This window comes from Actinoplanes sp. NPDC019969 (genome assembly GCF_055562375.1).
On record NZ_JBVHFK010000002.1, the window covers coordinates 604,653 to 623,911 of the forward strand.

The window sequence follows — 19,259 nt, forward strand, 5'->3', positions numbered from 1 at the left end:
GGATGTCAGGGAACCGCCATCCCCATCTATCCCTGTCGCGCGGTCACCAGATCGCCCAGGCGGGCCCGGCCGCCGTCCTCCGCGGTGGTCACCCACACCCCGTCCTCCAGCAGCGCCATCGTGTGTTCGACGTGCGCGGCCCGCGACCCGTCCCGGGTCACCACGGTCCAGCCGTCGCTCAGCTCCACGGTCCGCGGCGAGCCCATCGTGATCATCGGCTCGATGGCGAGCGCCAGGCCCACCTCCAGGCGGATGCCGCGGCCCGGCTTGCCGTGGTTGAGCACGTGCGGGTCCTGGTGCATCTCGGTGCCGATGCCGTGGCCGCCGTAACCGTCGACGATCCCGTACCGCCCGGCCTTGCGGATCGACTTCTCGATGTTGAACGAGATGTCGGTCAGCCGGCCGCGCCCGTTCGCGATGCCCCGGGCCGCCGCCGCGATGCCGGCCCACATCGCGTCCTCCGCGACCTCGGCCATCTTCAGCAGCGCCGGGTCGGTCTCGCCGACGCCCACGGTGATCGCCGAGTCGCCGTGCCAGCCGTCCAGGACGGCGCCGCAGTCGATCGAGATCAGGTCGCCCTCGCGCAGCACCTGCTCGGGCCGCGGGATGCCGTGCACCACCTGCTCGTTGACCGAGGCGCAGATCGACGCGGGGAAGCCGTGGTAGCCCTTGAACGACGGCGTGGCGCCCGCGTCCCGGATCACCTTCTCGGCGATGGCGTCCAGATCGGCGGTGGAGACACCGGGGGCGACCGCCGCCCGCATCGCGTCCAGAGCCGCGTGGACGACCAGGCCGGCCGCCCGCATCTTCTCGATCTGCTCGGGCGTCTTCAGCTGAATGTCCAGCTCTTGGCGGCGCATGGCGGTGAGCCTAACTCTCTCGGTCTCTACACGCGTCCGCCCCGGGTCTCCCCGGGGCGGCGCATCGTCTTTCGGAAGGGGCGGGATCAGCCGCCGTACGACCGCAGGGCGTCGATGGCGCGCACGGTGACGTCCTCGACCGGCCCGGTCGCGTCGATGCCCACCAGCTTGCCCTGAGCGCCGTAGAAGTCGACCAGGGGCGCGGTCTTGTCCGCGTACTCCACCAGGCGGTTGGCGATCGTCTCCGCCTTGTCGTCATCGCGCTGGAACAGCTCGCTGCCGCACCGGTCGCAGATGTTCTCCTTGCTCGTCGGGTCGAACTCGACGTGCCAGATCTTGCCGCAGCCGCGGCAGGTCCGGCGCCCGGAGAGACGGCGGATGACCTCGTCGTCGTCGACCACGAGCTCCATCACGATGTCCAGCGCCGTGCCGAGGTCGGCCAGCAGCTTGTCCAGCGCGGAGGCCTGCGGCACGGTCCGCGGGAAGCCGTCCAGCAGGAAGCCGTCGCTGGCGTCCGGCTCGGCGAGCCGGTCCCGGACCATGTTGATGGTCACCTCGTCCGGCACCAGCTGCCCGGCGTCCATGTAGCGCTTGGCCTCGACGCCCAGCGGCGTCCCCTGCGACACGTTCGCCCGGAAGATGTCACCGGTCGAGATCTTCGGTACGGCGAGATGGGCGGCGATGAACTCAGCCTGGGTCCCCTTGCCGGCCCCCGGAGGGCCCACCAGTACCAGCCGCACCTACATCGCCTCGCTTCGGTCCTCAGAAACCACGCCCACCGTGAACGTCAGAGCCCCCCGGCCCCGCGTACCCACTACCGGAGGAACCCTTCGTAGTTCCGCTGCATGAGTTGGCTCTCGATCTGCTTCACCGTCTCCAGACCCACGCCCACCATGATCAGCACAGCAGTACCACCGAACGGGAAGTTCATGTACTGGTCCTGGTTGAGCCAGATGAAGAAGAAGTTCGGCAGAACCGAGATCAAGCCAAGGTACAACGCGCCCGGCAGGGTGATCCGGCTGAGGATGAAGTCCAGGTAGTCGGCGGTCGGCTTGCCCGGGCGGATACCCGGGACGAAACCACCGTACTTCTTCATGTTCTCCGCGACCTCGGTCGGGTTGAACGTGATCGACACGTAGAAGTACGTGAAGAAGATGATCAGGAAGAAGTAGACGGTGATGTAGAGCCAGTGGGTCGGGTTGGCCAGGTGGTTCTGGATCCAGACCTGGTAGCCCTTGAGGTTGTTCTGGTCGAAGAACTGCAGGTACAGCTGCGGCAGGTAGAGCAGCGACGACGCGAAGATGACCGGGACGACACCCGCCTGGTTCACCTTCAGCGGGATGTAGGTCGAGGTGCCGCCGTACATCCGCCGGCCGATCATGCGCTTCGCGTACTGCACCGGGATCCGGCGCTGCGCCTGCTCGATGAAGACGACCAGCGCGATGATGACCACGACCAGGCCGATGACCAGCATGAACTTGCCGGTGTTGGTCGACTCCTTGATGCTCCAGCCCTCGCCGGGGAGGCGGGCCGCGATCGAGGTGAAGATCAGGACGGACATGCCGTTGCCGACGCCGCGGTCGGTGATCAGCTCACCGAGCCACATGACCACACCGGTGCCAGCCGTCATCGTCATCACGAGGATGGTGAGGGTCAGCCACATCGGGATGCCGGTGTTCTCAGGGATGATCTGGTACGCCGGGTCGTCCTGGTCGCACATGTTGTTGAAGAGCTGACCGGTACGCGCCAGCGCCACGAACGCCGAAGCCTGCAGAACCGCCAGGCCGAGCGTCAGGTACCGGGTGTACTGGGTGATCTTCGCCTGGCCGGACTGGCCCTCCTTGCGGAGCTGCTCCAGGCGCGGGATGACCACGGTGAGCAGCTGCAGGATGATCGACGCCGTGATGTACGGCATGATGCCCAGCGCGAAGACGGAAAGCTGGAGGAGCGCGCCGCCGGAGAAGAGATTCAGCAGGTTCAGAACGCCGCTGGTGTCCGACTCGGCAATGGCCAGACATGCCTTGACGTTGGCGTAGGACACGCCAGGACTGGGCAATGTGGCACCGAGACGGTAGATGCCGACGATCGCTACCGTGAAAAGTAGCTTCTTCCGCAGGTCAGGCGTCCGAAGCGCGCTCGAGAAGGCGGACAACAACTGATCCTCCTGCGTGGTCGCCACACTCTGGGTTGCGGTATCCCGGAACTTCGGGCACACATCATTGAGCAGCCGTAGAGGCCGCCAGCGGAGCACTGTATCAGCAAGGCCGAGAGCGCAACCACCGGCATCGTACGGGCCGATGTCCCAGTACAACACAACTGTCCGGCTTCATGGCTGATCCGGGTGCTTGCGCGCCGATCGGCACTCGGCTCCCACCCTACGGCACCGGAGCGCAACGCTCTGAGACGGCCGTCACGGGACTTTGCCGTCGCGGCCGCACTCCCGAACGTCCACCGCGCGATCACGGCCACACGCGGCGCACAGGGCCGTTTAACGACAAGAGGCCGCGGCCCGGGTCTCCCCGGCGCCGCGGCCTCTCACCGCTTCATGTCTTACAGCTCGGTGACCGAGCCACCGGCCGCGGCGATCTTCGCCTTGGCCGAGTCACTGAACGCGTGCGCCGAGATGGTCAGCGCCACACCGTCCAGCTCGCCCGAGCCGAGCACCTTGACCGGGTGGCCCTTACGGACCGCGCCGGCCTCGACCAGCTCGGACGGGCCGATCTCGCCGCCGTTCGGGAACAGCTCGGCGAGCTTGTCCAGGTTGACGACCTGGAACACGACCTTGTTGCGCGGCCGGTTCTTCAGACCCTTCACCTTCGGCAGTCGCATGTGGATGGGCATCTGCCCACCCTCGAACGACGCCGGGGTGTTCTTACGGGCACCGGTGCCCTTGGTACCGCGACCGGCGGTCTTGCCCTTGGAGCCCTCACCGCGACCCACACGGGTCTTCGCGGTCTTGGCACCGGGCGCCGGGCGCAGGTGGTGAACCTTGATCGCCATTACTCGACCTCCTCGACACTGACGAGGTGGCTCACCGCGAAGATCATGCCCCGAATCTCGGGACGGTCTTCCTTGACCACCACATCGTTGATCCGCTTCAGCCCGAGCGACCGCAGGGAGTCCCGCTGGTTCTGCTTACGGCCGATACCGGACCGGAGCTGGGTGACCTTCAAGCGCGCCATCAGTGCACCGCCGCTTCCGCACGCGCTGCCAGCATGGCCGCCGGCGCCACGTCCTCGACCGGCAGGCCGCGGCGCTTGGCGACGGCCTCCGGCGACTCGAGGCCCTTCAGAGCAGCCACGGTCGCGTGCACGATGTTGATCGGGTTCGAGGAGCCGAGGCTCTTCGAGAGGATGTCGTGGATACCCGCGCACTCCAGCACGGCACGCACCGGGCCACCGGCGATGACACCGGTACCAGCGGAAGCCGGCTTGAGCAGGACGACACCGGCCGCCGCCTCACCCGTGATCGGGTGCGGGATGGTGGCGCCGATACGCGGAACCTTGAAGAAGTGCTTCTTGGCCTCCTCGACGCCCTTGGCGATCGCCGCGGGCACCTCCTTGGCCTTTCCGTAGCCGATGCCGACGGTGCCGTCACCGTCGCCGACGATCACCAGGGCGGTGAAGCTGAAGCGACGACCACCCTTGACGACCTTCGCGACACGGTTGATCGCGACGACCCGCTCGAGGTGCGGGGTCTTCTCGACGGGCGCGTTGCCGCGACCGCCCTCGCGACGGTTGTCCCTGCGGTTGCCACCCTCGGTGTTACCGCCGGACCCGCCGCCTCGGCGCTGCTGACCAGGCATTGGTCAATCCCTCCTAGAACTCGAGTCCGGCTTCGCGAGCGGCGTCCGCGAGCTTGGCGATGCGGCCCGCGTACTTGTTGCCACCCCGGTCGAAGACGACCTTGGAAATCCCCGCGGCCTTCGCCCGCTCGGCGAGAAGCGCACCGACCTTGCCGGCCTGCGCGGTCTTGTCGCCCTCGCCACCCCGGATCGAGGTGTCGAGCGTGGACGCCGAGGCCAGCGTGTGGCCCTTGAGGTCGTCGATGATCTGCGCGGTGATGTGCCGCGCGGACCGGGTGACGACCAGGCGGGGACGCTCGGCCGTACCACGGACGTTCTTGCGGACCCGGAAGTGCCGACGCGCCTTGCCGACGGCACGCTTGGCGGCGACGCCGCCGCCGTTGCGGCGCTTGAGCAGCGTGGCGGTCACTTCTTACCTGCCTTTCCAGCCTTGCGGCGGATGACCTCGCCCTGGTACTTGACACCCTTGCCCTTGTAGGGCTCCGGCGGGCGGATCTTGCGAATGTTCGCGGAGACCTCACCCACCAGCTGCTTGTCGATTCCGGCGACCGAGAAAACGGTCGGCTTCTCGACGGCGAAGGTGATGCCTGCGGGAGCCGGGACCAGAACCGGGTGCGAGAAGCCGAGGGCGAACTCGAGGTCCTTGCCCTTGGCGGTCACGCGGTAACCGGTGCCGTTGATCTCGAGCGTCTTCTTGTAGCCCTCGGTGACGCCGATGATCATGTTGGCGACCAGGGTACGAGAGAGGCCGTGCAGTTCCTTGGCCTTGCGCTCGTCGTTGGGGCGGTTGACGACCAGCTCGCCACCATCCTGCGAGACCGTGATCGGCTCGGCGACGGTGTGCGAGAGTTCGCCCTTGGGGCCCTTGACCTTGACGGTCTGCCCCGTGATGGTGACGTCGACGCCGGCCGGGACCGGGATCGACTTACGTCCGATTCGCGACATGTCTAAGTCTCCAGTTACCAGACGAAGGCGAGGACTTCCCCGCCAACGCTCCGCTTGCGGGCCTGCTTGTCGGTCAGCAGTCCCTGGGACGTCGAAATGATCGCGACACCGAGGCCGCCGAGCACGCGCGGCAGCTCGTCGGACTTGGCGTAAACCCGCAGGCCCGGCTTCGAGACGCGCTTGATGCCGGCGAGGCTGCGCTCGCGGTTCTGGCCGTACTTGAGCTCAACGACCAGACGCTTGCCGACCGCGCCCTCCTCGGGCTCCTCAGACGTCCACGAAGCGATGTAACCCTCGGCCTTGAGGACCTCGGCGATGTTCGCCTTGATCTTCGAGTAGGGCATCGTCACCTTGTCGTGGTACGCCTGGTTGGCGTTACGCAGACGCGTGAGCATGTCTGCGATCGGGTCCGTCATCGTCATGGGTATTCGTCAACCTTTCTCGCCGGGGTTCCCGAGCTGAGCTCAGGCCTACGGCGAAGCGGCATTACATTCGGGTCCGCCTGATGGCCCGCCGGTGAGGGCGGGCCAGAGGACGGAAGTTACCAGGAGGCCTTGGACACGCCGGGCAGCTCACCGCGGTGCGCCATGTCCCGCACGCAAACGCGGCACAGGCCGAACTTGCGGTACACCGAGTGCGGGCGACCGCACTTCTGGCAACGGGTGTAGGCACGCACGGCGAACTTGGGCTTCGCGGCAGCCTTGATGATCAGGGCCTTCTTCGCCATGCTCAGTTCTCCTTGAACGGGAAGCCCAGGAGCTTCAGCAGCGCCCGGCCCTCGTCGTCGGTCGTGGCGGTGGTGACCACGGTGATGTCCATGCCCCGCGGCCGATCGATCTTGTCCTGATCGATCTCGTGGAACACCGACTGCTCGGTCAGGCCGAACGTGTAGTTGCCGTGGCCGTCGAGCTTCCGACCGTCCAGACCGCGGAAGTCGCGGATACGGGGCAGCGAGATCGACAGCAGCCGGTCCAGGAACTCCCACATCCGGTCGCCGCGAAGGGTGACCTTCGCGCCGATCGGCATGCCCTCACGCAGCTTGAACTGCGCGATGGACTTGGTCGCCCGGCGGACCAGCGGCTTCTGACCGGTGATGGTGGTCAGGTCGCGGACCGCGCCGTCGATCAGCTTGGCATCGCGGGCAGCCTCGCCGACACCCATGTTGACGACGACCTTGACCAGGCCGGGCGTCTGCATCGGGTTGCCGTAGTTGAACTGCTCACGGATGGCCGGCACGACCTCCGAGCGGTACTTCTGCTTGAGACGCGGCAGCGTCTTGGCCTCGGTAGCGGCAGTCATCAGAGTTCCTTACCGGTCGTACGCGCGATCCGGACCTTGGTGCCGTTGTCGTCGATCCGGTAGCCGATGCGGGTCGGCTTGCCCTGGTCGTCCAGCACCTGCACGTTCGAGATGTGGATCGGGGCTTCCTGAGTGACGATGCCACCGGTCTTCGATCCGCGCTGGTTCGTGCGGATACGCTCGTGCTTCTTGACTCGGTTGACGCCCTCGACCAGGACCTTGTCCTGCCGCGGGAAGGCCGCGATGACCTTACCCTTGGCACCCTTGTCCTTGCCGGCGATGACGACGACCGTGTCGCCCTTCTTGATCTTCACGGTCAGAGCACCTCCGGCGCCAGGCTGATGATCTTCATGAACCGCTTGTCGCGCAGCTCGCGCCCGACCGGGCCGAAGATGCGGGTGCCGCGGGGGTCCCCGCCGTCCTTGATGATGACGGCGGCGTTCTCGTCGAAACGGATGTACGAGCCGTCCGGACGGCGCCGCTCCTTGGCGGTACGAACGATGACCGCCTTGACGACGTCACCCTTCTTCACACCGCCGCCCGGAATGGCGTCCTTGACCGTGGCCACGATGACGTCGCCGATGCTCGCGTAACGGCGACCGGAGCCACCGAGCACCCGGATGCACAGGATCTCCCGGGCACCCGTGTTGTCGGCGACGCGCAGTCGCGACTCCTGCTGGATCACGTCTGTCTCCTATGTCTGCCAGTTCTCCGGGAACACGCATCCGAAGCTTGGCGGAACGATGGTCCGCTGGGCCGGCCGTAGCCGGCCCAGCGCACTCACTTGGCCTTTTCGAGGATCTCCACGATGCGCCACCGCTTGGTGGCGGAGAGCGGACGAGTCTCCATGATCGAGACGCGGTCGCCAACGCCGGCCGCGTTCTGCTCGTCGTGCACCTTCAGCTTCCGCGTACGGCGGATGACCTTGCCGTACAGGGCGTGCTTGACCCGGTCCTCGACCTCGACGACGACAGTCTTGTCCATCTTGTCGCTGACCACGAGACCGTCACGCACCTTGCGCTGAGCGCGCGGAGCGGTGGTGTTCTCACTCATGCCGTCACCTCATCCGGCGCGATCGAGAGCCCAAGCTCACGCTCACGCATGATCGTGTAGATCTTCGCGATGTCCTTGCGAACGACCTGCAGCCGACGGTGATTGTCGAGCTGGCCGGTCGCGCGCTGCACACGAAGGTTGAACAGCTCCGCCTTGGCCTCCCGCAGCTTCGCGATCAGCTCCTCGTCGGAGTTCTCGCGCAGCTCGGCTGCCTTAACGCCCGCTGCCATCAGCTTTCACCCACTTCGCGCGTCACGATGCGGCACTTCATCGGGAGCTTGTGGATCGCGCGGCGCATCGCCTCACGCGCGACCGTCTCGTTCGGGAACGACATCTCGAAGAGGATGCGTCCCGGCTTGACGTTCGCCACCCACCACTCGGGAGAACCCTTACCGGAACCCATACGGGTCTCGGCAGGCTTCTTCGTCAGGGCCTGGTCCGGGAAGATCGAGATCCAGACCTTGCCGCCACGCTTGATGTGACGGGTCATCGCGATACGCGCCGACTCGATCTGGCGGTTCGTCACGTACGCCGGCTCGAGAGCCTGGATACCGAACTCACCGAAGACGACCCGGTTGCCGCCCTTGGACGCGCCACTGCGGTCCGGGTGATGCGGCTTACGGAAGCCCTTGGGGGGCTTACGCGGCATCAGCATTTGTCAGCCCTCCTGCTGCGTCTCGGCCTGCGCCGGAGCGGCGGCGACCGCAGCGTCGTTCAGGTTCTCGCCGGCGGGGGTGTCGCCACCCCGTGCCTGGGCCTGCGCGGCCCGGCCGGCCTCGGTGCCACCCGCGGTCGTGCCGGACGAACCGGAACGGCCACGGCGCGGACGCTCGGGACGGTCGGCGCGGTCACGGCGCGGGCGAGCCGGCGCCTCAGCGACAGCTTCGCGACCCGGGACGGCGTCGCCCTTGTAGATCCAGACCTTCACGCCGATACGGCCGAACGTGGTACGGGCCTCGAAGAAGCCGTACTCGATGTTGGCCCGCAGCGTGTGCAGCGGAACGCGACCCTCACGGTAGAACTCCGTGCGGCTCATCTCCGCGCCGCCGAGACGGCCGGAGACCTGCACCCGGATGCCCTTGCAGATCGGGTTCTTCATGGCCGACTGCATGGCCTTGCGCATCGCGCGGCGGAAGCTGACCCGGGAGGACAGCTGCTCGGCGACGCCCTGAGCAACCAGCTGCGCGTCCGACTCGGGGCTCTTGACCTCGAGGATGTTCAGCTGGACCTGCTTGCCGGTGAGCTTCTCCAGCTCGCCACGGATCCGGTCCGCCTCCTGGCCCTTACGGCCGATGACGATGCCCGGACGGGCGGTGTGGATGTCGACCCGAACCCGGTCACGGGTCCGCTCGATGTCCACCTTGGAGATGCCGGCGCGCTCGAGGCCCTTGGACATCATGCGGCGGATCTTGACGTCCTCGCCGATGTAGTCCTTGTAGAGCTTGTCCGCGAACCAGCGGCTCCGCCAGTCGGTGGAGATGCCGAGGCGGAACCCGGTGGGGTGAACCTTCTGACCCATTACTCGGCACCCTCCGTGCTCTGGGACTCGGCCTGCGGCGCAGCCTTCTTGGCCGCGGCCTTCTTCGCCGGGCGGGCCGTCGGGACCGCCTCGACCGCGATGGTGATGTGACACGTGCGCTTGCGGATCCGGTACGCCCGGCCCTGCGCCCGCGGCCGGAACCGCTTCAGCGTGGGGCCCTCGTCGACGAACGCCTCACTGATGAGGAGCGCGTCCGGGTCCAGCCGCTCGTTGTTCTCAGCGTTCGCGATCGCGCTGGCGACCACCTTGAACACCGCTTCGCTGGCGGACTGCGGCGCGAACTGCAGGACGACGAGCGCCTCCTTCGCGGGCAGACCGCGGACGAGGTTCACGACACGGCGTGCCTTGCTCGGCGAGATGCGGACGTGCTTCGCAACTGCGCGAGAGCCCGGAAGCGCCGGAGCGTCGTTCTTTACTGGCATCGCTGTAACCCCTTTCTTATCCGTGGACTGACTAGCGACGACGGCTCTTGCGGTCGTCCTTCTCGTGACCCTTGAACGTCCGGGTCAGAGCGAACTCGCCGAGCTTGTGACCGACCATGGCCTCACTGATGAACACCGGGACGTGCTTGCGCCCGTCGTGCACCGCGATCGTGTGGCCGAGCATGTCGGGGATGATGGTCGAACGCCGCGACCAGGTCTTGATGACGTTCTTCGAGTTCTTCTCGTTCTGGACTTCCACCTTCTTGAGCAGGTGGTCGTCGACGAACGGGCCCTTCTTCAGGCTGCGAGGCATCTTTTAACTCCCGTTACCCGCGCTTGCGGGTGGCGTAGCGGCGGCGAACGATCAGCTTGTCGCTCTCCTGGCCCTTGCGGCGGGTACGGCCCTCCGGCTTACCAGCCGGGTTGACCGGGTGACGACCACCGGAGGTCTTACCCTCACCACCACCGTGCGGGTGGTCGACAGGGTTCATGGCCACACCACGGACGGTGGGGCGCTTGCCCTTCCACCGCATACGGCCGGCCTTACCCCAGTTGATGTTCGACTGCTCGGCGTTGCCGATCTCGCCGACCGTCGCGCGGCAGCGGATGTCGACGCGCCGGATCTCACCGGAGGGCATACGCAGCGTGGCGTAGGCGCCTTCACGGCCGAGCAGCTGGATGCCGACGCCGGCCGAACGGGCCAGCTTGGCGCCACCGCCGGGACGAAGCTCCACACCGTGGATCGTCGTACCGACCGGGATGTTGCGCAGGGGCAGGTTGTTGCCCGGCTTGATGTCCGCGCCCACGCCCGACTCGACGCGGTCGCCCTGCTTCAGGTCCTTCGGCGCGAGGATGTAGCGCTTCTCACCGTCGGCGTAGTGCAGCAGAGCGATGCGGGAGGTGCGGTTGGGGTCGTACTCGATGTGAGCGACCTTGGCCGGCACGCCGTCCTTGTCGTTCCGCTTGAAGTCGATCAGCCGGTACTGCCGCTTGTGGCCACCGCCCTGGTGCCGGGTGGTGATCCGGCCGTGGACGTTGCGGCCGCCCTTCTTGGGCAGCGGAACCAGCAGAGACTTCTCCGGCGTCGACCGGGTGATCTCGGCGAAGTCGGCGACGCTGGAGCCACGACGGCCCGGCGTGGTCGGCTTGTACTTACGGATTCCCATGATTCACAAACCCCTTAGCTGACCGGGCCGCCGAAGGCCTCGATACGGTCACCGTCAGCCAGCTTCACCATCGCGCGCTTGGTCGCCTTGCGCTGACCCCAACCGGTCTTGGTGCGCTTGCGCTTGCCCTCGCGGTTCGCCGTGTTCACGGTCAGCACGCGGACGTTGAAGATCTGCTGGATCGCGATCTTGATCTGGGTCTTGTTCGCGGCCGGGTTCACCTCGAACGTGTACCAGTTCTGGTCGAGAACGCTGTAGCTCTTCTCGGAGACCACCGGGGCGACGATGATGTCGCGCGGGTCGGCGATCGTGCTCACTTGTCGCCCTCCTCGGACTGCGTGGTCCCGCCGAGGAACTCGTCGAGCGCGACCTTCGTGAAGACCACCTCGTCGGCGACCAGCACGTCGTAGGTGTTGAGCTGGCCGGCCTCGATGAGGTGAACGGTCGGCTCGTTGCGCAGCGACACCCAGTTCAGCTCGTCCTGGCTGTCCAGAACGACCAGGATCTTGTTGGTCTGGGCAACCTTGCGCAGGGTCGCGATCGCGGCCTTCGTCGACGGCTTGTCGCCGGAGAGGAAGGACTCGACCACGAACACGCGGCCGTCACGGGCCCGGTCGGAGAGGGCGCTGCGCAGGGCGGCGGCCTTCATCTTCTTGGGGGTCCGCTGGCTGTAGTCGCGCGGCACGGGACCGTGCACGACGCCACCGCCGGTGAACTGCGGCGCGCGGATCGAGCCCTGACGAGCCCGGCCGGTGCCCTTCTGCTTGTACGGCTTCTTGCCGCCGCCGGCGACCTCGCCGCGCGTCTTGGCCTTGTGCGTGCCCTGACGGGCCGCGGCCAGCTGCGCCACGACGACCTGGTGCATCAGCGGGATGTTCGCCGGGACGTCGAAGACGCCGGCGGGCAGGTCGACCGAGCCGGCCTTCGCACCCTCAACGTTGATCACGTCAACCGAGCTCACTTGGCACCACCCTTCGCGGTCTTCTTCGCCGCGGAACGGACCAGGATCAGCGCGCCCTTCGGACCGGGCACCGCGCCGCGGACCAGGATCAGGTTGCGCTCGGCGTCGACGGCCTGGATCACCAGGTTCTGCACGGTGAAGCGCTTGCCACCCATGCGGCCGGCCATCTTGACGCCCTTGAAGACGCGACCCGGGGTCGCGCAGGCGCCGATGGAGCCGGGCGAGCGGTGCTTGCGCTCGACACCGTGGCTGGCGCGCAGACCGTGGAAGCCGTGCCGCTTCATGACACCGGCGTAGCCCTTGCCCTTGGTCTTACCGGTCACGTCGATCGGCTGGCCGACCGCGAACGTGTCGACGGTGACTTCCTGGCCGAGCTCGTACTCGCCGGCGTCGTTGGTGCGCAGCTCCACGACGTGACGGCGCGGCGAAACGCCGGCCTTGGCGAACTGGCCGCTCTCCGGCTTGTTCACCTTGCGCGGGTCGATCGCGCCGTAAGCCAGCTGGACAGCCGCGTAGCCGTCCTTCTCATCGGTGCGGACCTGGGTCACGACGCACGGGCCGGCCTGCACCACGGTCACCGGGACAACCTTGTTGTTGTCCCAGACCTGGGTCATGCCGAGCTTGGCGCCCAGGATCCCCTTAACTTGCCTGTCCATTGTCCGGTCCCTACAGCTTGATCTCGATGTCGACGCCAGCCGGCAGGTCGAGGCGCATGAGCGAGTCGACCGTCTTCGGGGTCGGGTCGATGATGTCGATCAGACGCTTGTGCGTGCGCATCTCGAAGTGCTCGCGCGAGTCCTTGTACTTGTGCGGCGAACGGATCACGCAGAAACGGTTGATCTCCGTGGGCAGCGGCACCGGGCCCGCGACCTGCGCCCCGGTACGCGTCACCGTCTCGACGATCTTCCGCGCCGAGGAGTCGACGACCTCGTGGTCATAGGCCTTGAGCCGGATGCGGATCTTCTGTCCCGCCATGGTGGCTTCTGTTTCCTTCTCTCGATGCCGCTACCTGCGGAAGCGGGTGGCCTCCGCATGCCCGCAGGAGGGTTGATCCTGCGTTGTCCGACCCCCGCGGTCGGGCGTGTCGCGCCTTCGGGCAGATGAAGCCCAGGCAGAGTGCTAGCACTCCAGTCGATCACGGGGATCTGTGGTGTCGGGCGGCAAAGGAACACACCCGGACACCCGGCGAGGGTGGGTGCCTGATACGAGCAGCGCTAGCTACCCACGTAGGCACCCACCCCGCGCGGACGCAACCTGACTAGTATGCCGGATGAAATCCGGCATTGCTAATCGGGGTCACCTTCAGGCGTTGTTCACGACTGTGTCGTGAACAACGTCCGATCACTTGTTGATCTTCGTGACCGTTCCGGCGCCGACGGTGCGGCCACCCTCACGGATCGCGAACTTCAGGCCCTGCTCCATGGCGATCGGCTGGATCAGCTTCACGGACATGGAGGTGGAGTCGCCGGGCATGACCATCTCGGTGCCCTCGGGCAGCGTGACGACGCCGGTGACGTCCGTGGTGCGGAAGTAGAACTGCGGCCGGTAGTTCTGGAAGAACGGGGTGTGCCGGCCACCCTCCTCCTTCGAGAGGATGTAGACCTGGCCCTCGAACTCCGTGTGCGGAGTCGTGGTGCCCGGCTTCACGACGACCATGCCGCGCTCGACGTCCTCGCGCTTGATGCCGCGGAGCAGCAGACCGACGTTCTCACCCGCGCGGGCCTCGTCGAGCAGCTTGCGGAACATCTCGATGCCGGTGCAGACGGTCTTGGTCGACTTCTCGCGGATACCGACGATCTCGACCTCCTCGTTCGGCTTGAGGATGCCACGCTCGGCGCGACCGGTCACCACGGTGCCACGGCCGGTGATCGTGAAGACGTCCTCGATCGGCATGAGGAACGGCTTCTCGGTCTCACGCTCGGGCTGCGGGATCGCGGTGTCGACCGCGTTCATCAGCTCCAGGAGCTTGCCGGTCCACTCCGGGTCGCCCTCGAGCGCCTTGAGCGCCGACACGCGCACGACCGGCAGGTCGTCGCCCGGGAACTCGTAGGTGCTGAGCAGCTCGCGGACCTCGAGCTCGACGAGCTCCAGGAGCTCCTCGTCCTCGACCATGTCGCTCTTGTTCAGGGCGACGACGATGTACGGAACGCCGACCTGGCGGGCCAGGAGCACGTGCTCCTTGGTCTGCGGCATCGGGCCGTCGGTGGCGGCCACGACCAGGATCGCGCCGTCCATCTGGGCCGCGCCGGTGATCATGTTCTTGATGTAGTCCGCGTGACCGGGGCAGTCCACGTGCGCGTAGTGACGCGCCGCGGTCTGGTACTCGACGTGCGCGATGGAGATCGTGATACCACGAGCCTTCTCCTCCGGCGCCTTGTCGATCTCGTCGAACGGGGTGTACGGGTTCAGCTCGGGGAACTCGTCGTGCAGGACCTTCGTGATGGCCGCAGTCAGCGTCGTCTTACCGTGGTCGATGTGACCAATGGTGCCGATGTTGACGTGCGGCTTAGTCCGCTCGAACTTCGCCTTCGCCACTGGTGTCCTCCTGTGGACTGGTCATTACTTTTCGCCCGGCACGCCGATAAGGCGCTCAGGACTCTGTCGACTGCTAGTGCACGTGCGGCCCTCGACAGGCCGCACGTGCCTCAACGCATCAGGCGCCGGTGGCCTTCGCGATGATCTCCTTCGCCACGTTCTGAGGAACCTCGGCGTAGGAGTCGAACAGCATGCTGTAGCTCGCCCGGCCCGCAGTCTTCGACCGCAGGTCGCCGACGTAGCCGAACATCTCCGAGAGCGGAACGAGAGCCTTGACGACGCGGGCGCCGTGGCGCTCCTCCATCGACTGGATCATGCCACGCCGGGAGTTGAGGTCGCCGATGACGTCACCCATGTTGTCCTCAGGGGTGGTGACCTCAACGGCCATCATCGGCTCGAGGAGAGCGGGGTCGGCCTTGCGGGCCGCCTCCTTCATCGCCATCGAGCCGGCGATCTTGAACGCCATTTCCGACGAGTCGACCTCGTGGTACTGGCCGTCCAGCAGCGTGAACTTGACACCCACCAGCGGGTAGCCGGCGAGAACGCCGTACTGCAGGGAGTCCTGCGCGCCCGCGTCCACCGAGGGGATGAACTCCTTGGGGATACGGCCACCGGTGACGGCGTTCACGAACTCGTAGGTCGGGCCGTCAGCCTCGAGGCCGAGCGGCTCGACCTTGACGATGACCTTCGCGTACTGACCCGAACCACCGGTCTGCTTCTTGTGGACGTAGTCGAGCTTCTCGACGGTGCCACGGATGGTCTCGCGGTAGGCGACCTGCGGCTTGCCGATGTTCGCCTCGACGTTGAACTCGCGGCGCATACGGTCCACGAGGATGTCGAGGTGGAGCTCGCCCATGCCGGCGATGATGGTCTGCCCGGTCTCCTCGTCGTTGAAGACGCGGAAGGTCGGGTCCTCCTCGGCCAGACGCTGGATCGCGGTGCCCAGCTTCTCCTGGTCCGACTTGGTCTTCGGCTCGATGGCCACCTGGATGACCGGCTCCGGGAAGGTCATCGACTCGAGGATGACCGGCTTCGCCGGGTCGGAGAGCGTGTCACCGGTGGTGGTCTGCTTCAGACCCTGGACGGCGATGATGTCGCCGGCCTGCGCGGTGGTGCGCTCCTCACGCTTGTTCGCGTGCATCTGGTAGATCTTGCCGATCCGCTCTTTGCGGTCCTTGGTGGAGTTGATCACCTGGGTACCGGTCTCGAGCGTTCCGGAGTAGACCCGGACGTACGTCAGCTTGCCGAGGTGCTTGTCGGTCTGGATCTTGAAGGCCAGCGCCGAGAAGGGCTCGTCGTTCGACGGCTTCCGCTGCATCGGCGTCTCGCCGTCGGTCGCGGTGCCCTCGATGGCCGGGATGTCCAGCGGCGACGGCAGGAACTCGACGACGGCGTCCAGCATCGGCTGCACACCCTTGTTCTTGAACGCCGAGCCACAGAGGACCGGGTTGGCCTTGCTGGCGATCGTGGCCCGCCGGATGGCGGCCCGGATCTCCTCGACCGAGACCTCTTCGCCCTCGAGGTACTTCTCCATCACCGCGTCGTCGACGTCGGCGAGGGTCTCGATGAGCTTCTCGCGCCACTCGGCGGCGGAGTCGGCGAGGTCGGCCGGGATCTCCTCGACCGCGTAGTCCTCACCCTTCTGGGTCTCGCCACGCCAGGTGAGGGCGCGCATCTCGATCAGGTCGACGACACCGATGTGGTCGCCCTCGAGCCCGATCGGGATCTGGAGCACCAGCGGGGTGGCGTTGAGCCGGTCGATCATCATCTGCACGCAGCGGAAGAAGTCGGCACCGGTCCGGTCGAGCTTGTTGACGAAGCACATGCGGGGGACGTTGTACTTGTCCGCCTGGCGCCACACGTTCTCGGTCTGGGGCTCAACGCCGGCCACACCGTCGTACACCGCGACCGCACCATCGAGCACACGCAGCGACCGCTCGACCTCGACCGTGAAGTCGACGTGGCCGGGCGTGTCGATGATCTGGATCGTGTGACCCTTCCACTCGCACTTGGTGGCGGCGGAAGTGATGGTGATACCGCGCTCCTGCTCCTGCTCCATCCAGTCCATGACGGCGGCGCCCTCGTGGACCTCACCGATCTTGTACGTGATGCCGGTGTAGAACAGGATCCGCTCGGTCGTCGTGGTCTTACCAGCGTCGATGTGCGCCATGATGCCGATGTTGCGTACCTTGGCGAGCGCGTCTGCGGCGGCCACTTCCATCCCTACTTTTCTTCGTCGTCGTCTCTAAGGACCGGTACGACTGCCGTGGCCCGGCGGATGCCGGGCCCGCAGCAGGGTCTTACCAGCGGTAGTGCGCGAAGGCCTTGTTGGACTCCGCCATCTTGTGAGTGTCCTCGCGACGCTTGACCGCGGCGCCGAGGCCGTTGCTGGCGTCGAGCAGCTCGTTCTGGAGACGCTCGATCATGGTCTTCTCGCGGCGGGCCTTGGAGTACTGGACCAGCCAGCGCAGACCGAGGGTGGTCTGACGCGGGGTGCGGACCTCGACCGGAACCTGGTAGGTCGCGCCACCGACGCGGCGGCTGCGGACCTCGAGGGTCGGCTTCACGTTGTCCATCGCGCGCTTGAGGATGACCACCGGGTCGGTGCCGCTCTTCTCGCGGGCACCTTCCAGTGCGCCGTACACGATGCGCTCGGCGAGCTGACGCTTGCCGCCGATCAGGATCTTGTTGACCAGCTGCGTTACCAGCGGGGAGTTGTACACCGGGTCAGCGACCACAGGGTGGCGCGGAGCGGGTCCCTTACGCGGCATGTCAGCTCTTCTCCTTCTTCGCGCCGTAACGGCTGCGGGCCTGCTTGCGGTTCCGGACACCCTGGGTGTCCAGCGAACCACGAACGATCTTGTAGCGGACGCCCGGGAGGTCCTTCACACGACCGCCACGCACGAGCACGATGGAGTGCTCCTGCAGGTTGTGGCCGACGCCCGGGATGTACGCCGTCACCTCGATCTGGCTGCTGAGCTTCACACGAGCGACCTTGCGCAGCGCAGAGTTCGGCTTCTTGGGGGTAGTGGTGTACACGCGCGTGCACACGCCGCGCCGCTGAGGACTTCCCTTCAGCGCCGGCGTCTTCGTCTTGCTCGTCTTCGCCTGGCGGCCCTTGCGGACCAGCTGCTGGATCGTGGGCACCGGGTTTCTCCGCTCCCTTCGGCCGCTTCCTGTAATACGGCCGCACCGAGTATTTCTGGCTCTGTGTGCCGTCCGCTCCCCGAGGGGAGTGTCCCGCACCCGCGGTCGGGCGTGTCGTCCGGCTCACGGTCCCATCACGCATGAAGGCTCACGCGTTCCGGATGTTGTCTGTGTGAGCAGGGCTTTGATTGGCCCTGCCCGTCGTGGTGCTGTAACCCGTCGCACGTTCCGAAACGGGTGCACGCACGAGTTGCCCGGGCGAGCCCGGGCACGAGGGGAAAGACTACCCACCCTGCGCACCCAGGTCAAAATGAACCCAGGCTCCCACGATGGACATCTCCGTATACCAGTGTACCGGGTGGCTCAGCGCACCCACGTCGCGGTGCCGGGATCCGGTGCGTGCTGCCTCACACCGGGCCGTCCGGTCACGCCAACTGCAGCAAGAGTCCCAGTGTCAACCCGAGCACGGCCAGCGTCGCGCCGGCGATCCCGCACACCATCCCGCCGACGGTGAGCCCTCGCCCGGTGAACCGGACCCGGCCGGTCTCCGCGCTCCCCGCGATCCGCCGGCGGGCGATCACCGCGGCGGCCACCGCTCCCCCACCAGCCAAAACGCTGAGCAGTGTGAAAGCCCCGGCGACCAGGGCGCCCCAGCCCTCCTCGGCCCCGGTGAGGCCGAAACAGAGGACGGCGAAGGAGACCAGGATCGCGGCGATGCCGGCGATCAGCGAGCCGATCGCCGGGCCGGACGTGATCGGCGGCACCTGGAGATGCACCAGGCCGAACTCGGTCCCGGTCACCTGGTCCACCCGCTCCGGCTGCCAGCCACCGGAAGCCGGCGGCTGAGGAGCGAAACCCTGGGGCGGCCCGTACGGCACGGGCGCGGGCGGCGGCACCGGGGAACCGTATGCCCCGGGCGGGGCGTACGCCGCCGGGCCGGGCGGCGGATAGGCCGCGGCCGGGGAGTGCTGACCGGGCGGCGGGTAACCACCGGCCGGCGAATGCGGGCCCGGCTGCGGCGGCGGGTAGGCGGCGCCCGGGGGTTGCGTCATGACTGAAGCATGTCACTCCGCCGAGGACAGCCGCAGCCCGCCCGGCTCCCCCGCCGGTCAGCGCGGACGCCGGCGGGTCAGTTGGTGCCGGGCGCGAAATCCTGCCCGCCGGGCGCCGCGGCCAGATGCAGCAGTCCCGCGATCAGCAGCACCACCAGCGCGGCGATGGCCAGGACGATGCCACCCCAGGCCAGCGCGCGGCCCCGCCGGATCCAGGCCGAGCCGGTCAGGAAACCCCCTGCGGCGTACGCCTGACGAGCCGACTGACGAGCCAGCAGGAGGGCGAGCGTGGCCGGGATCACCCCACCGACCAGCGGGCCGGTCAGCAGCGCCACCAGGCCGAGGACGAAGACCGCCCGAGCCTTCGTCGAGGGCACCGGCTCCGGGTCCAGCGGGTGGCGGGTGGGCACGGCGGGAAGGGTCACGGCTCCTACCTTACAAACGCCACAGGGCGGCCACGCCGAAGCGCGACCG

Annotated in this window: 30 protein-coding genes; all 30 read right to left on the bottom strand. The window is 67.1% G+C overall.

Annotation, left to right across the window (positions count from 1 at the left end; translation table 11 throughout):
* Positions 1 to 26 precede the first annotated feature (26 nt).
* The gene (gene map, locus ACZ3II_RS09280) at positions 27 to 860 is read right to left on the bottom strand and encodes a type I methionyl aminopeptidase (protein WP_465517108.1); all 834 of its coding nucleotides are present in this window, start codon (positions 858 to 860) and stop codon (positions 27 to 29) included.
* Between the two features lie 86 nt (positions 861 to 946).
* Positions 947 to 1,600, bottom strand: a complete 654-nt coding sequence (locus ACZ3II_RS09285) for an adenylate kinase (protein WP_043531067.1) — start codon at positions 1,598 to 1,600, stop codon at positions 947 to 949.
* Between the two features lie 74 nt (positions 1,601 to 1,674).
* Positions 1,675 to 3,015: a preprotein translocase subunit SecY gene (secY, locus tag ACZ3II_RS09290; protein WP_465517257.1), complete on the bottom strand. Its 1,341-nt coding sequence runs from the start codon at positions 3,013 to 3,015 to the stop codon at positions 1,675 to 1,677.
* A gap of 395 nt (positions 3,016 to 3,410) precedes the next feature.
* Positions 3,411 to 3,860: a 50S ribosomal protein L15 gene (gene rplO, locus ACZ3II_RS09295; protein WP_465517109.1), complete on the bottom strand. Its 450-nt coding sequence runs from the start codon at positions 3,858 to 3,860 to the stop codon at positions 3,411 to 3,413.
* Positions 3,860 to 4,042 carry a 50S ribosomal protein L30 gene (gene rpmD / locus ACZ3II_RS09300; RefSeq protein ID WP_203776584.1) on the bottom strand — a complete coding sequence of 61 codons (183 nt, stop codon included), beginning with the start codon at positions 4,040 to 4,042 and terminating at the stop codon, positions 3,860 to 3,862. Before rpmD ends, rplO begins: the two co-directional genes overlap by 1 nt.
* Positions 4,042 to 4,665 (bottom strand): 30S ribosomal protein S5, encoded by a 624-nt coding sequence (gene rpsE / locus ACZ3II_RS09305; protein WP_043531072.1) that lies wholly within the window; start codon positions 4,663 to 4,665, stop codon positions 4,042 to 4,044. The genes rpmD and rpsE overlap by 1 nt, the downstream gene beginning before the upstream one ends.
* Before the next feature lie 13 nt (positions 4,666 to 4,678).
* Positions 4,679 to 5,074 carry a 50S ribosomal protein L18 gene (gene rplR / locus ACZ3II_RS09310; protein ID WP_465517110.1) on the bottom strand — a complete coding sequence of 132 codons (396 nt, stop codon included), beginning with the start codon at positions 5,072 to 5,074 and terminating at the stop codon, positions 4,679 to 4,681.
* Positions 5,071 to 5,610: a 50S ribosomal protein L6 gene (rplF, locus tag ACZ3II_RS09315; RefSeq protein ID WP_465517111.1), complete on the bottom strand. Its 540-nt coding sequence runs from the start codon at positions 5,608 to 5,610 to the stop codon at positions 5,071 to 5,073. The genes rplR and rplF overlap by 4 nt, the downstream gene beginning before the upstream one ends.
* 14 nt (positions 5,611 to 5,624) lie before the next feature.
* Positions 5,625 to 6,032 (bottom strand): 30S ribosomal protein S8, encoded by a 408-nt coding sequence (gene rpsH, locus ACZ3II_RS09320; protein WP_014440735.1) that lies wholly within the window; start codon positions 6,030 to 6,032, stop codon positions 5,625 to 5,627.
* A 119-nt stretch (positions 6,033 to 6,151) separates the two neighbouring features.
* Complete coding sequence (locus tag ACZ3II_RS09325; protein WP_014440734.1) at positions 6,152 to 6,337, bottom strand: type Z 30S ribosomal protein S14; 186 nt, start codon at positions 6,335 to 6,337, stop codon at positions 6,152 to 6,154.
* A 2-nt stretch (positions 6,338 to 6,339) separates the two neighbouring features.
* Positions 6,340 to 6,909, bottom strand: coding sequence for a 50S ribosomal protein L5 (rplE, locus tag ACZ3II_RS09330; protein WP_465517112.1), 570 nt, complete (start codon positions 6,907 to 6,909; stop codon positions 6,340 to 6,342).
* Positions 6,909 to 7,229, bottom strand: a complete 321-nt coding sequence (gene rplX, locus ACZ3II_RS09335; protein WP_152629023.1) for a 50S ribosomal protein L24 — start codon at positions 7,227 to 7,229, stop codon at positions 6,909 to 6,911. Before rplX ends, rplE begins: the two co-directional genes overlap by 1 nt.
* Positions 7,226 to 7,594: a 50S ribosomal protein L14 gene (gene rplN / locus ACZ3II_RS09340; RefSeq protein ID WP_043531082.1), complete on the bottom strand. Its 369-nt coding sequence runs from the start codon at positions 7,592 to 7,594 to the stop codon at positions 7,226 to 7,228. Before rplN ends, rplX begins: the two co-directional genes overlap by 4 nt.
* A 95-nt stretch (positions 7,595 to 7,689) precedes the next feature.
* Positions 7,690 to 7,962 (bottom strand): 30S ribosomal protein S17, encoded by a 273-nt coding sequence (gene rpsQ / locus ACZ3II_RS09345; protein ID WP_092548791.1) that lies wholly within the window; start codon positions 7,960 to 7,962, stop codon positions 7,690 to 7,692.
* On the bottom strand, positions 7,959 to 8,192 hold the full coding sequence (rpmC, locus tag ACZ3II_RS09350; protein ID WP_465517113.1) for a 50S ribosomal protein L29: 234 nt from the start codon (positions 8,190 to 8,192) through the stop codon (positions 7,959 to 7,961). Before rpmC ends, rpsQ begins: the two co-directional genes overlap by 4 nt.
* Complete coding sequence (gene rplP, locus ACZ3II_RS09355) at positions 8,192 to 8,617, bottom strand: 50S ribosomal protein L16 (protein ID WP_014440729.1); 426 nt, start codon at positions 8,615 to 8,617, stop codon at positions 8,192 to 8,194. The genes rpmC and rplP overlap by 1 nt, the downstream gene beginning before the upstream one ends.
* A 3-nt stretch (positions 8,618 to 8,620) precedes the next feature.
* The gene (gene rpsC / locus ACZ3II_RS09360; RefSeq protein WP_043531089.1) at positions 8,621 to 9,481 is read right to left on the bottom strand and encodes a 30S ribosomal protein S3; all 861 of its coding nucleotides are present in this window, start codon (positions 9,479 to 9,481) and stop codon (positions 8,621 to 8,623) included.
* The gene (gene rplV / locus ACZ3II_RS09365; RefSeq protein ID WP_465517114.1) at positions 9,481 to 9,924 is read right to left on the bottom strand and encodes a 50S ribosomal protein L22; all 444 of its coding nucleotides are present in this window, start codon (positions 9,922 to 9,924) and stop codon (positions 9,481 to 9,483) included. Before rplV ends, rpsC begins: the two co-directional genes overlap by 1 nt.
* Before the next feature lie 31 nt (positions 9,925 to 9,955).
* Positions 9,956 to 10,237 (bottom strand): 30S ribosomal protein S19, encoded by a 282-nt coding sequence (gene rpsS, locus ACZ3II_RS09370; protein ID WP_067696121.1) that lies wholly within the window; start codon positions 10,235 to 10,237, stop codon positions 9,956 to 9,958.
* A gap of 13 nt (positions 10,238 to 10,250) precedes the next feature.
* A complete protein-coding gene (gene rplB / locus ACZ3II_RS09375) occupies positions 10,251 to 11,090 on the bottom strand; it encodes a 50S ribosomal protein L2 (RefSeq protein ID WP_465517115.1) in 840 nt (279 codons plus the stop codon).
* A 14-nt stretch (positions 11,091 to 11,104) separates the two neighbouring features.
* Complete coding sequence (rplW, locus tag ACZ3II_RS09380; RefSeq protein ID WP_378028535.1) at positions 11,105 to 11,407, bottom strand: 50S ribosomal protein L23; 303 nt, start codon at positions 11,405 to 11,407, stop codon at positions 11,105 to 11,107.
* Positions 11,404 to 12,051 (bottom strand): 50S ribosomal protein L4, encoded by a 648-nt coding sequence (gene rplD / locus ACZ3II_RS09385; RefSeq protein WP_465517116.1) that lies wholly within the window; start codon positions 12,049 to 12,051, stop codon positions 11,404 to 11,406. Before rplD ends, rplW begins: the two co-directional genes overlap by 4 nt.
* Entirely contained in the window at positions 12,048 to 12,707 is a 660-nt protein-coding gene (gene rplC / locus ACZ3II_RS09390; protein WP_465517117.1) for a 50S ribosomal protein L3, read from the bottom strand. Before rplC ends, rplD begins: the two co-directional genes overlap by 4 nt.
* A 10-nt stretch (positions 12,708 to 12,717) precedes the next feature.
* The gene (gene rpsJ, locus ACZ3II_RS09395; RefSeq protein WP_007073037.1) at positions 12,718 to 13,026 is read right to left on the bottom strand and encodes a 30S ribosomal protein S10; all 309 of its coding nucleotides are present in this window, start codon (positions 13,024 to 13,026) and stop codon (positions 12,718 to 12,720) included.
* Between the two features lie 366 nt (positions 13,027 to 13,392).
* The gene (gene tuf, locus ACZ3II_RS09400) at positions 13,393 to 14,586 is read right to left on the bottom strand and encodes an elongation factor Tu (RefSeq protein ID WP_043531101.1); all 1,194 of its coding nucleotides are present in this window, start codon (positions 14,584 to 14,586) and stop codon (positions 13,393 to 13,395) included.
* A gap of 118 nt (positions 14,587 to 14,704) precedes the next feature.
* Positions 14,705 to 16,801 carry an elongation factor G gene (gene fusA, locus ACZ3II_RS09405; RefSeq protein WP_465517118.1) on the bottom strand — a complete coding sequence of 699 codons (2,097 nt, stop codon included), beginning with the start codon at positions 16,799 to 16,801 and terminating at the stop codon, positions 14,705 to 14,707.
* A gap of 85 nt (positions 16,802 to 16,886) precedes the next feature.
* Entirely contained in the window at positions 16,887 to 17,357 is a 471-nt protein-coding gene (gene rpsG / locus ACZ3II_RS09410; protein WP_043531103.1) for a 30S ribosomal protein S7, read from the bottom strand.
* A 1-nt stretch (position 17,358) separates the two neighbouring features.
* Entirely contained in the window at positions 17,359 to 17,733 is a 375-nt protein-coding gene (gene rpsL / locus ACZ3II_RS09415) for a 30S ribosomal protein S12 (protein ID WP_014440718.1), read from the bottom strand.
* Between the two features lie 425 nt (positions 17,734 to 18,158).
* Complete coding sequence (locus ACZ3II_RS09420; RefSeq protein ID WP_465517119.1) at positions 18,159 to 18,785, bottom strand: hypothetical protein; 627 nt, start codon at positions 18,783 to 18,785, stop codon at positions 18,159 to 18,161.
* Positions 18,786 to 18,862: 77 nt separating this feature from the next.
* Positions 18,863 to 19,210: a hypothetical protein gene (locus ACZ3II_RS09425; protein WP_465517120.1), complete on the bottom strand. Its 348-nt coding sequence runs from the start codon at positions 19,208 to 19,210 to the stop codon at positions 18,863 to 18,865.
* Positions 19,211 to 19,259: the final 49 nt, after the last annotated feature.

Coding starts and splice junctions, on each gene's coding strand:
- map (WP_465517108.1), bottom strand. CDS start 860: ATGCGCCGCCAAGAGCTGGACATTCAGCTGAAGACGCCCGAGCAGATC.
- rplB (WP_465517115.1), bottom strand. CDS start 11,090: ATGGGAATCCGTAAGTACAAGCCGACCACGCCGGGCCGTCGTGGCTCC.
- rpsC (WP_043531089.1), bottom strand. CDS start 9,481: ATGGGTCAGAAGGTTCACCCCACCGGGTTCCGCCTCGGCATCTCCACC.
- rpmD (WP_203776584.1), bottom strand. CDS start 4,042: ATGGCGCGCTTGAAGGTCACCCAGCTCCGGTCCGGTATCGGCCGTAAG.
- rpmC (WP_465517113.1), bottom strand. CDS start 8,192: ATGGCAGCGGGCGTTAAGGCAGCCGAGCTGCGCGAGAACTCCGACGAG.
- rpsH (WP_014440735.1), bottom strand. CDS start 6,032: ATGACGATGACGGACCCGATCGCAGACATGCTCACGCGTCTGCGTAAC.
- ACZ3II_RS09420 (WP_465517119.1), bottom strand. CDS start 18,785: ATGACGCAACCCCCGGGCGCCGCCTACCCGCCGCCGCAGCCGGGCCCG.
- rplC (WP_465517117.1), bottom strand. CDS start 12,707: ATGGACAGGCAAGTTAAGGGGATCCTGGGCGCCAAGCTCGGCATGACC.
- ACZ3II_RS09325 (WP_014440734.1), bottom strand. CDS start 6,337: ATGGCGAAGAAGGCCCTGATCATCAAGGCTGCCGCGAAGCCCAAGTTC.
- rpsS (WP_067696121.1), bottom strand. CDS start 10,237: ATGCCTCGCAGCCTGAAGAAGGGCCCGTTCGTCGACGACCACCTGCTC.
- rplF (WP_465517111.1), bottom strand. CDS start 5,610: ATGTCGCGAATCGGACGTAAGTCGATCCCGGTCCCGGCCGGCGTCGAC.
- rpsQ (WP_092548791.1), bottom strand. CDS start 7,962: ATGAGTGAGAACACCACCGCTCCGCGCGCTCAGCGCAAGGTGCGTGAC.
- rplP (WP_014440729.1), bottom strand. CDS start 8,617: ATGCTGATGCCGCGTAAGCCCCCCAAGGGCTTCCGTAAGCCGCATCAC.
- rplE (WP_465517112.1), bottom strand. CDS start 6,909: ATGACTGCCGCTACCGAGGCCAAGACGCTGCCGCGTCTCAAGCAGAAG.
- rplV (WP_465517114.1), bottom strand. CDS start 9,924: ATGCCAGTAAAGAACGACGCTCCGGCGCTTCCGGGCTCTCGCGCAGTT.
- rpsE (WP_043531072.1), bottom strand. CDS start 4,665: ATGCCTGGTCAGCAGCGCCGAGGCGGCGGGTCCGGCGGTAACACCGAG.
- rpsJ (WP_007073037.1), bottom strand. CDS start 13,026: ATGGCGGGACAGAAGATCCGCATCCGGCTCAAGGCCTATGACCACGAG.
- rplO (WP_465517109.1), bottom strand. CDS start 3,860: ATGGCGATCAAGGTTCACCACCTGCGCCCGGCGCCCGGTGCCAAGACC.
- rpsG (WP_043531103.1), bottom strand. CDS start 17,357: ATGCCGCGTAAGGGACCCGCTCCGCGCCACCCTGTGGTCGCTGACCCG.